This is a genomic window from Actinomadura roseirufa (genome assembly GCF_900659635.1).
GTDB lineage: Bacteria > Actinomycetota > Actinomycetes > Streptosporangiales > Streptosporangiaceae > Spirillospora > Spirillospora roseirufa.
The window spans coordinates 1-8,845 of record NZ_CAACVB010000285.1 but is presented as its reverse complement, the minus strand read 5'-3'; the positions used below and the strand labels follow the sequence as shown (position 1 = coordinate 8,845).

At 72.3% G+C, this 8,845-nt stretch carries 11 protein-coding genes; 1 reads left to right on the top strand and 10 read right to left on the bottom strand.

All coding sequences use genetic code 11. The features are described 5' to 3' along the window. Nucleotides 1-848 (bottom strand): sensor histidine kinase (locus E1291_RS35150; protein WP_242614571.1); only part of this gene is annotated, 848 nt, incomplete at its 3' end. A 177-nt stretch (nt 849-1,025) separates the two neighbouring features. Between E1291_RS35150 and E1291_RS35145 the strand changes: the two genes are divergently transcribed. Continuing rightward, complete coding sequence (locus E1291_RS35145; protein WP_131742378.1) at nt 1,026-1,562, top strand: hypothetical protein; 537 nt, start codon at nt 1,026-1,028, stop codon at nt 1,560-1,562. Between the two features lie 97 nt (nt 1,563-1,659). Here E1291_RS35145 and E1291_RS35140 read toward each other — a convergent pair whose 3' ends face one another. From E1291_RS35140 to E1291_RS35100, 9 genes are all read right to left on the bottom strand, one after another. Beyond that, entirely contained in the window at nt 1,660-1,989 is a 330-nt protein-coding gene (locus E1291_RS35140) for a metal-sulfur cluster assembly factor (RefSeq protein ID WP_131742380.1), read from the bottom strand. Between the two features lie 140 nt (nt 1,990-2,129). Then, nucleotides 2,130-2,588: a Fe-S cluster assembly sulfur transfer protein SufU gene (sufU, locus tag E1291_RS35135; RefSeq protein WP_131742377.1), complete on the bottom strand. Its 459-nt coding sequence runs from the start codon at nt 2,586-2,588 to the stop codon at nt 2,130-2,132. Nucleotides 2,589-2,629: 41 nt separating this feature from the next. Next, nucleotides 2,630-3,898 (bottom strand): cysteine desulfurase, encoded by a 1,269-nt coding sequence (locus E1291_RS35130; RefSeq protein ID WP_131742376.1) that lies wholly within the window; start codon nt 3,896-3,898, stop codon nt 2,630-2,632. Beyond that, nucleotides 3,898-4,662, bottom strand: coding sequence for a Fe-S cluster assembly ATPase SufC (gene sufC / locus E1291_RS35125; protein WP_131742375.1), 765 nt, complete (start codon nt 4,660-4,662; stop codon nt 3,898-3,900). The genes E1291_RS35130 and sufC overlap by 1 nt, the downstream gene beginning before the upstream one ends. A gap of 15 nt (nt 4,663-4,677) precedes the next feature. Continuing rightward, entirely contained in the window at nt 4,678-4,995 is a 318-nt protein-coding gene (locus E1291_RS35120; protein ID WP_131742374.1) for a bifunctional 3-phenylpropionate/cinnamic acid dioxygenase ferredoxin subunit, read from the bottom strand. Continuing rightward, the gene (gene sufD, locus E1291_RS35115; protein ID WP_131742373.1) at nt 4,992-6,128 is read right to left on the bottom strand and encodes a Fe-S cluster assembly protein SufD; all 1,137 of its coding nucleotides are present in this window, start codon (nt 6,126-6,128) and stop codon (nt 4,992-4,994) included. Before sufD ends, E1291_RS35120 begins: the two co-directional genes overlap by 4 nt. Next, nucleotides 6,128-7,540, bottom strand: coding sequence for a Fe-S cluster assembly protein SufB (gene sufB / locus E1291_RS35110; protein WP_131742372.1), 1,413 nt, complete (start codon nt 7,538-7,540; stop codon nt 6,128-6,130). The genes sufD and sufB overlap by 1 nt, the downstream gene beginning before the upstream one ends. Continuing rightward, nucleotides 7,537-8,448 (bottom strand): helix-turn-helix transcriptional regulator, encoded by a 912-nt coding sequence (locus tag E1291_RS35105; RefSeq protein ID WP_370771086.1) that lies wholly within the window; start codon nt 8,446-8,448, stop codon nt 7,537-7,539. Before E1291_RS35105 ends, sufB begins: the two co-directional genes overlap by 4 nt. A gap of 102 nt (nt 8,449-8,550) precedes the next feature. Next, nucleotides 8,551-8,845 (bottom strand): universal stress protein (locus tag E1291_RS35100; protein WP_165495447.1); only part of this gene is annotated, 295 nt, incomplete at its 5' end.

Here is an 8,845-nt window from a genome sequence, read left to right as displayed (position 1 = left end):
AGCGCCGCCGCGAGGTCGGGCCGCGCGGTGCGCTCGACGAGCCGGCCGAGCTCGGCCAGCCGCGGCGCCGCGGCCGGGTCGTCGCCGCCGCCCTCGCGCAGCAGCCCGATCATCCGGCGCATCTCCGCCAGCCCCTGGACGCTGTTCTCCCGGATCACGCGCATCGCCCGGTTCACCTCCGCCCGGTCCAGGTCGGGGACCTTCAGGACGGCCGAGGAGTGCAGCGCCACCGCGCTCAAGTGATTGGCGATCACGTCGTGCAGCTCGCGGGCCATCCGGGCCCGCTCGGCGCCGACCGCCGCCCGCCGGTCCAGCTCGGCCAGCCGCGCCACCTGCTCGGCCCGCTGCCGCTCGGCCTCGGCCTTGAACCGGTGCTCGCGCACGGCCATCGCCGTCAGCACCGGCCCCACCCACGTCACCCCGGCGGCCGCGGCCCACAGCACGGAGAACGACACCACGTGGAAGGCGACCAGGACGCCGGCGGCCACGCCGAGCGTCGCCGTGAGCGTGAGGCCGAGCAGCCACTCCCCCGTCCGCCGCCGCCCGTACAGGCACGCCGCGTACAGCGCGTCCCCGTAGATGACGGCGGTGGCGAAGCTCGGGCCCATCGTCACGTCGGCGAAGTTGAACGGCGTCGCCAGCCCCAGCGCCGTCAGCGGCGCCGTCCGCCGCAGCAGCATCGCCGCGCACAGCCCCACCAGCGGGAGGACCCGCAGCGCGGGCGGCACGTGCCAGTCCTGCGACCAGGTGGCGTGACCGCGCGCCGCGAACAGCACCAGCCCACCGGCCATCGACCCGGAGGCGAGGAGCACGTCCTGGCGGGTGGTGAGGCGGCTGAGCGGGGGCACTCCCCCATCTCAGCATCCCGCGCCCGATGCCGCGTCCATCGTCCTGCGGGGACGGCGTACATCCTTCGGACGACCCGGGAACCCTCACCGCAGACGACGCCCCCGGCCCGCCGGGCGCCGAGGATGGGACGGGACGGCCGTCTCCCCGGCCACGTCACGGAAGGACGGTGAGGTCACGTGCTCCTCGCGGTCATCGCCGGATGCGAGATCGGCTTCTGGGTCGTCCTCGCCGCCGGTCTCGTCGCCCGCTACCCCCTCCGGCGCCGCCGGACCGGCGCGGCGCTCCTGCTCTGCGTCCCGCTGGTCGACGTCGTCCTGCTCGTCGCCACCGTGATCGACCTGCGCGGCGGCGCGACCGCCGGTTTCACCCACGGCCTGGCGGCCGCCTACATCGGCTATTCGGTCGCCTTCGGGCACAGCATGGTCCGCTGGGCGGACGAGCGGTTCGCGCACCGGTTCGCCGGCGGCCCGCCGCCGGCCCGCAAGCCCGCCCACGGCCGGGCGCGCGCCCGGTACGAGTGGCGCGAGTTCGGCAAGGCGGCCGCCGCGACCGCCCTCGGGTGCGCCGTCCTGCTCGCGATGGTGGCCGCGGTGGGCGACTCCGGCCGCACCGAGGCCCTCATCGGCTGGACGGTCCGCCTCGGGACGATCCTCGCGATCTGGTCCCTGTGGCCGATCACCTACACCCTGTGGCCGGCCAAGCCGAAGACGTGACCCGCGCCGTGCGGCGCACCGGCCGTGAACCGGACTAGCCGTGAATCGCGCGAGGCCGCGTCCCGGACGGGACGCGGCCTCGCGCGGACGGCGCCCGTCAGACGTTGAAGCCGAGGGCGCGGAGCTGGTCGCGGCCCTCGTCGGTGATCTTGTCGGGGCCCCACGGCGGCAGCCACACCCAGTTGATCTTGACGTCCTTGACCAGGCCCTCCAGCGCGCTGTGCGCCTGGTCCTCGATCACGTCGGTCAGCGGGCAGGCGGCGCTGGTGAGGGTCATGTCGAGGGTCGCCACCTCGTCGGCGACGTCCACGCCGTAGACCAGGCCGAGGTCGACGACGTTGATGCCGAGCTCGGGGTCGACGACGTCCTTGAGCGCCTCGAGGATCTCGTCGTCGGGAACGGTCCCGTCCGGCGCCGCGCCGTCCACGCCGCCGGCGGCGGCCTCGGGAGCGGAGTCGGTGACGGCCTCGGTGACGGCCTCGGATACGACCTCGGCCGCGGGTTCGGTGGCCGCGCCGGTGCCGGCGTCGGCCGCGTCCACCGGCGTGCCGGTCGCTGGGATGTCGGTCATGATGCCTCTCCGAGTGCGCGGGCGGTCGCGTCCTTCCACGCCATCCAGGCGAGCAGGGCGCACTTGATCCTTGCGGGGTACTTGGAGACCCCGCTGAAGGCGACGGCGTCCTCCAGGAGGTCCTCGTCCGGCTCGACGTCCCGGCCGCGCGACTGCATGAGCGCCAGGAACTCCTCACCGACCGCCATCGCCTCCTTGACGGACTTGCCGATGATCAGATCGGCCATCACCGAGGCGCTGGCCTGGCTGATCGAGCAGCCCATGGCGTCGTAGGAGACGTCGGCGACCGTGGCGCCCTGGCCGTCGCCGTCCAGGTGGACGCGCAGTGTGACCTCGTCGCCGCAGGTCGGGTTGACGTGGTGCGCCTCGCCCTCGTACGGCTCCCGCAGCCCCTTGTGATGGGGGTTGCGGTAATGATCCAGGATGACCTCCTGGTACATCGCCTCGAGCTGCATGTCGTCCTTTCCGGGCTCTCTCGCTACAACCGGGCCGCGGCTCAGGCTGTTCCGAAGAACGCCTGGGCCTGCCGGACCCCGTCGGCGAGCGCGTCGACGTCCGCGAGGGTGTTGTACAGGTAGAACGTCGCGCGGGTCGTCGCCGGGATGCCGAACCGGCGGCAGATCGGCCACGCGCAGTGGTGGCCGACGCGGACCTCGACGCCCAGCTCGTCCAGCACCTGGCCGACGTCGTGCGGGTGGATGCCGTCCACCGTGAACGACACGGCGCCGCCGCGGGCCTCGGTGGTGCCCGGGCCGACGATCCGCAGGCCGGGGATCTCGGCGAGCCGCTCGAGCGAGTAGGCGGTGAGCGCCTCCTCGTGCGCGTGGACGCGGTCCATGCCGACCTCGGAGAGGTACTCGCAGGCCGCGCCGAGCCCGATGGCCTGCGCGGTCATCGGCACGCCCGCCTCGAACCGCTGCGGCGGCGGCATGAACGTGGTCGCCTCCATGCGCACGACCTCGATCATGGAGCCGCCGGTGATGAACGGCGGCATGGCCTCCAGCAGCTCGCGGCGGCCCCACAGCACGCCGATCCCGGTCGGGCCGAGCATCTTGTGCCCGGAGAAGGCCAGGAAGTCGGCGTCCAGCGCGGCGACGTCCACCGGCTGGTGCGGGACGGACTGCGCGGCGTCCAGCAGGACGAGCGCGCCCACCGCGCGGGCCCGCGCGGTGATCAGCTCGATCGGCGGGACGGTACCGAGGACGTTCGACTGGTGCGTCAGCGCGACGATCCGGGTGCGCTCGTTCACCAGCGAGTCGAGGTCGGCGAGGTCGAGGCGGCCCTCGTCGGTGATGCCGAACCAGCGCAGCGTGGCGCCGGTCCGCCGGCACAGCTCCTGCCACGGCACGAGGTTGGCGTGGTGCTCCATCTCCGACACCACGACCTCGTCGCCGGGGCCGACCCGGAACCGCTCGGCCTCCGGGCCCGCCGTGGCGGCGTTGCTCAGCGAGTACGCCACGAGGTTGATGCCCTCGGTGGCGTTCTTGGTGAACACGATCTCGCCGGGGGTCGCGCCGATGAACCGGGCGATCGAGGCGCGCGCGTTCTCGTACGCCTCGGTCGCCTCCTCGGCGAGCAGGTGCGCGCCGCGGTGCGGCGCCGCGTTGTGGTGCTCGTAGAACTCCCGCTCGGCGTCCAGCACCCGCAGCGGCTTCTGCGACGTCGCCCCCGAGTCGAGGTACACCAGGGGACGGCCGCCGCGGACGGTGCGCTGCAGGAGCGGGAAGTCCTTCTTCAGCTCCTCCGGGAGCAGTGCCCCGCTCATCACGACACGCCCGCCTTCACGTACTTCTCGTAGCCCTCGTTCTCCAGCTCGTCGGCCAGTTCGGGGCCGCCCTCGGCGACGACGCGGCCGGCGGCGAAGACGTGCACGAAGTCCGGCTTCACGTACCGCAGGATGCGGGTGTAGTGGGTGATGAGCAGCACGCCGGTGCCCTCGGTGGAGGAGAACCGGTTGACGCCCTCGGAGACGACCTTGAGCGCGTCGACGTCCAGGCCGGAGTCGGTCTCGTCCAGGACGGCGATCTTCGGCTTGAGCATCTCCAGCTGGAGGATCTCGTGCCGCTTCTTCTCCCCGCCGGAGAAGCCCTCGTTGAGGCTGCGCTGGGCGAACGCCGGGTCGATGGACAGGTCGTCCATCGCCTTCTTCATCTCCTTGGAGAACTCGCGCAGCTTGGGGGCCTCGCCGCGGACGGCGGTGACGGCCGAGCGCAGGAAGTTCGACACCGAGACGCCGGGGACCTCGACCGGGTACTGCATCGCCAGGAACAGCCCGGCGCGGGCGCGCTCGTCGACCGACATCGCCAGCACGTCCTCGCCGCCGAGGGTGACGGCGCCCGAGGTGACCTCGTACTTGGGGTGCCCGGCGATGGCGTAGGCGAGGGTGGACTTGCCGGAGCCGTTCGGCCCCATGATCGCGTGGGTCTCGCCGGCCTGCACGGTCAGGTCGACCCCGCGCAGGATCTCCTTCGTCCCGTCGGAGCCGTCGGCGACGGAGACGTGGAGGTCGCGGATCTCTAGCGTGGCCATAGTGCGTGGACTTCCTTAGTCGTCGGAGCCGAGCGAGACGTAGACGTCACCGTCCTCGACCTTGACCTTGTAGGTGGCGACCGGCTGCGTGGCCGGCGGGTTGGTGGGCTTCCCGGTGCGCAGGTCGAAGCAGGACCCGTGCAGCCAGCACTCGATCGTGCCGTCCTCGACCTCGCCCTCGGACAGCGAGACCTCGGCGTGCGAGCAGATGTCGCTGAGGGCGTACAGGTCGTCGCCGCTGCGGACGATCGCGACCGGCGCGTCGCCGACCTCCACCGCGAGCGCGCCGTCGGCGGGCACGTCGGCGAACGGGCAGACCTTCACGTACGTCATCGGGCGGCTCCCCGGTCGAGCTCGGCCTCGATGGCCTCGGCGACCTTCTCGCGGACCTCGGCGACCTCGATCCGCTCCACGAGCTGGCCGAGGAAGCCGCGCACCACCATGCGGCGGGCCTGGTCGAAGGTGATCCCGCGGGCCTGGAGGTAGAACAGGTGCTCGTCGTCGAGGCGGCCGGACGCCGAGGCGTGCCCGGCGCCGGCGACCTCGCCGGTGAGGATCTCCAGGTTCGGCACCGAGTCGACGCGGGTCCCGTCGGTCAGGACGAGGTTGCGGTTGAGCTCGTAGGTGTCGGTGCCCTCGGCCTCGACGCGGATGATCACGTCGCCGATCCAGACGGCGTGCGCGTCCTGGTCCTGGAGGGCGCCCCGGTAGTCGACGCGGCTGCGGCAGTTCGGCCGGGAGTGGTCCACCAGCAGGCGGTGCTCCAGGTGCTGGCCGCCGTCGGCGAAGTACACCCCGTACAGCTCGGCGTCGCCGCCGGGCGCGTCGTAGGAGACCGACGGCGAGATCCGCACGAGGTCGCCGCCGAGCGAGACGTTGTGCGAGACGAACCGGGCGTCCCGGCCGAGCCGGGCGTGCTGGTGCGAGACGTGCACGCTGTCGCCGGCCCAGTCCTGCAGGCTGATCACCGAGAGGCGGGCGCCGTCGCCGACGACGAACTCCACGTTGTCGGCGTAGGTCGCCGAGCCGCGGTGCGCGAGCACCACGGTGGCCTCGGCGAACGGCTCCAGGATCACGGTGGTGTGCCCGTAGGACGCGGCGGAGGCGTCCTCGCCGCGGACCCGCAGCACGGTCGGCGCGGAGGCCACGGCCTCCTTCGGGACGGTGACGACGGTGGCCTGGGTGAACGAGGACCACGCCTGCGCGCTGACCCGGTCGGCGGGCACGTACGCCCGGCCGAGGCGGGGGTCGTCGCGGCCGACCGTCTCGACGGTCACCTCGGGCGCCGCGTCGACCTCCAGGACGGCCTTGCCGTGCGGCTCCGCGGTGCCGTTGTGCAGCCCGCGCAGGCGGCGCAGCGGGGTGAACCGCCACTCCTCCTCACGGCCGGTGGGCACGTCGAAGTCGCCCACCTCGTAGGACGCCTTCTGGTGCAGCGTCGATAGAGGCTTCGTCTCCAGCCCCATCAGCCGACGGCTCCTTCCATCTGCAGCTCGATGAGCCGGTTCAGCTCCAGGGCGTACTCCATCGGCAGCTCGCGGGCGATGGGCTCGACGAAGCCGCGCACGATCATCGCCATCGCCTCGTCCTCGGTGAGGCCGCGGCTCATCAGGTAGAACAGCTGGTCCTCCGACACCTTGGAGACGGTGGCCTCGTGGCCCATCTCCACGTCGTCCTCGCGGACGTCGACGTAGGGGTAGGTGTCGGACCGGCTGATCTGGTCGACCAGGAGCGCGTCGCACTTGACCGTGGACTTGCTGTGCTCGGCCCCCTCCTGGATCTGCACCAGGCCCCGGTAGGACGTGCGGCCGCCGCCGCGCGCCACCGACTTGGAGACGATGGTGGAGGAGGTGTTGGGCGCGGCGTGCACCATCTTGGCGCCCGCGTCCTGGTGCTGGTCCTCGCCGGCGAACGCGATCGACAGGGTCTCGCCCTTGGCGTGCTCGCCCAGCAGGTACACCGCCGGGTACTTCATGGTGACCTTGGAGCCGATGTTGCCGTCGATCCACTCCATGGTGGCGCCCTCGTAGGCGACGGCGCGCTTGGTCACCAGGTTGTAGACGTTGTTCGACCAGTTCTGGATGGTCGTGTAGCGGACGCGGGCGTCCTTCTTCACGACGATCTCGACGACGGCCGAGTGCAGCGAGTCCGACTTGTAAATCGGAGCGGTACAACCCTCGACGTAGTGGACGTACGACCCCTCGTCGGCGATGATCAGCGTCCGCTCGAACTGGCCCATGTTCTCGGTGTTGATCCGGAAGTAGGCCTGGAGCGGGATCTCGACGTGCACGCCCGGCGGGACGTAGATGAACGAGCCGCCCGACCACACGGCGGTGTTCAGCGCGGCGAACTTGTTGTCGCCGACGGGGATCACCGAGCCGAAGTACTCCTGGAAGATCTCCGGGTGCTCCTTCAGGCCCGTGTCGGTGTCGAGGAAGATGACGCCCTTCTCCTCGAGGTCCTCACGGATCTTGTGGTAGACGACCTCGGACTCGTACTGGGCGGCGACGCCGGCGATGAGGCGCTGCTTCTCCGCCTCGGGGATGCCGAGCTTGTCGTAGGTGTTCTTGATGTCCTCCGGGAGCTCCTCCCAGGAAGCGGCCTGCTTCTCGGTGGAGCGCACGAAGTACTTGATGTTGTCGAAGTCGATCGCCGACAGGTCGGAGCCCCAGGTGGGCATCGGCTTCTTGTCGAACAGCCGCAGCCCCTTGAGGCGAAGGTCGAGCATCCAGCCGGGCTCGCCCTTCTTGGCCGAAATGTCGCGGACGACGTCCTCGTTCAGGCCGCGCCGGGCCGAGGCACCGGCGGTGTCGGAGTCGGCCCAGCCGAACTTGTACCTGTCGAGCCCTTCCAACTCGGGGTGGGCTGCCGTAGTCATAGGGGCGTCCTCCCGGACTCCTCGTCATTGATCATTGGTGTTTCGGGGGAGCGATCCCCCGTGTCCCCCGCGCCGGCCGTGGGAGCGGCGCCGCCGGTGGCGGCGCCTTCCGCCGTGTCCCCTCCGCAGAGGGAGCGGGAGCTGACGTGGGTGGTGCAGATCCCGTCGCCGTGGGCGATGGTGGCCAGCCGCTGGACGGGAGTGCCCAGCAGGCGGCTGAACGCCTCGGTCTCGGCCTCGCACAGCTGCGGGAACTCCGCGGCGACGTGCGCGACCGGGCAGTGGTGCTGGCACAGCTGCTCGCCGGCGCCCTGTGGCGCCTTGGCGGCCGCCGCCGCGTAGCCGTCGCCCGACAGCGCCTCGGCGAGCGTGCGGACCCGCTGGTGCGGCGGAGCGGCCTGCACGACGGGACGGTAGCGCCGCTCCAGGTCGGCGATCTGCCGCCTGGCGAACTCGGCGACCGCGTGCTCCCCGGCCGTGTCGGCGAGGAAGCGCAGGGCGCTGGTGGCGAGGTCGTCGTAGGCGTGCACGAACGCGCTGCGCCCGGCGTCGGTGATGGCGAACCACTTGGCGGGACGGCCCCGCCCGCGGCGCGTCTGCGGCCGGGCCCGGCGAACCTCGATCATGCCCTCGGCCAGGAGAGCGTCCAGGTGCCGGCGGATCGCGGCGGGCGTCAGCCCGACGCGCTCGCCGAGGGCGGACGCGGTGACCGGGCCGTGCTCCAGGATCAGCCGGGCGACCCGGGCGCGGGTGTCGCGCTCGGCGTTGCCGCCGGACCGCCCGCCGCCCGCCGGACCGCCGCCCGCCAGGGGGCGTCCCGGACCACCGGCGGCCCCGTGAGCAGGGCCGGACGGCGCGCCGGCGGACCGCGCGCCGGCGGCCTCGGTGCTCGTCGGATCCTTGCTCACGTTTTTCACAACATCAGTGTGCCGTAATTGCTTCCCGCGAAACACCGGATCCCCCATGTCGTAGCTCACGCAGGCAAGGCTTACCTAACCTTTACCTCCGCTTCATCGCGGAGGCGCCTGCGGGCCGCCCTCCCGGCGGCCGGCGGGGGTACCGCGCGGCAGGACCAGCACCGGGCACGGCGCCGCGCGGACGATCTTGCCGGAGGCCTCGCCGAGGAAGACCGTGCGCAGCGGGCCGGCGTGCCCGGACGCGCAGGCCAGCAGCTCGCCGGGCAGCATATCGACGCCGGCCAGCGCGCCGGTCACCCCGGTCCCGGTCGCGACCTCGGTCGTCACCGGCGTCCCGCCGCCGAACCGGCCCGCCGCGCGGGCGAGGTCGGCCTCGGCGCGGTCCCGC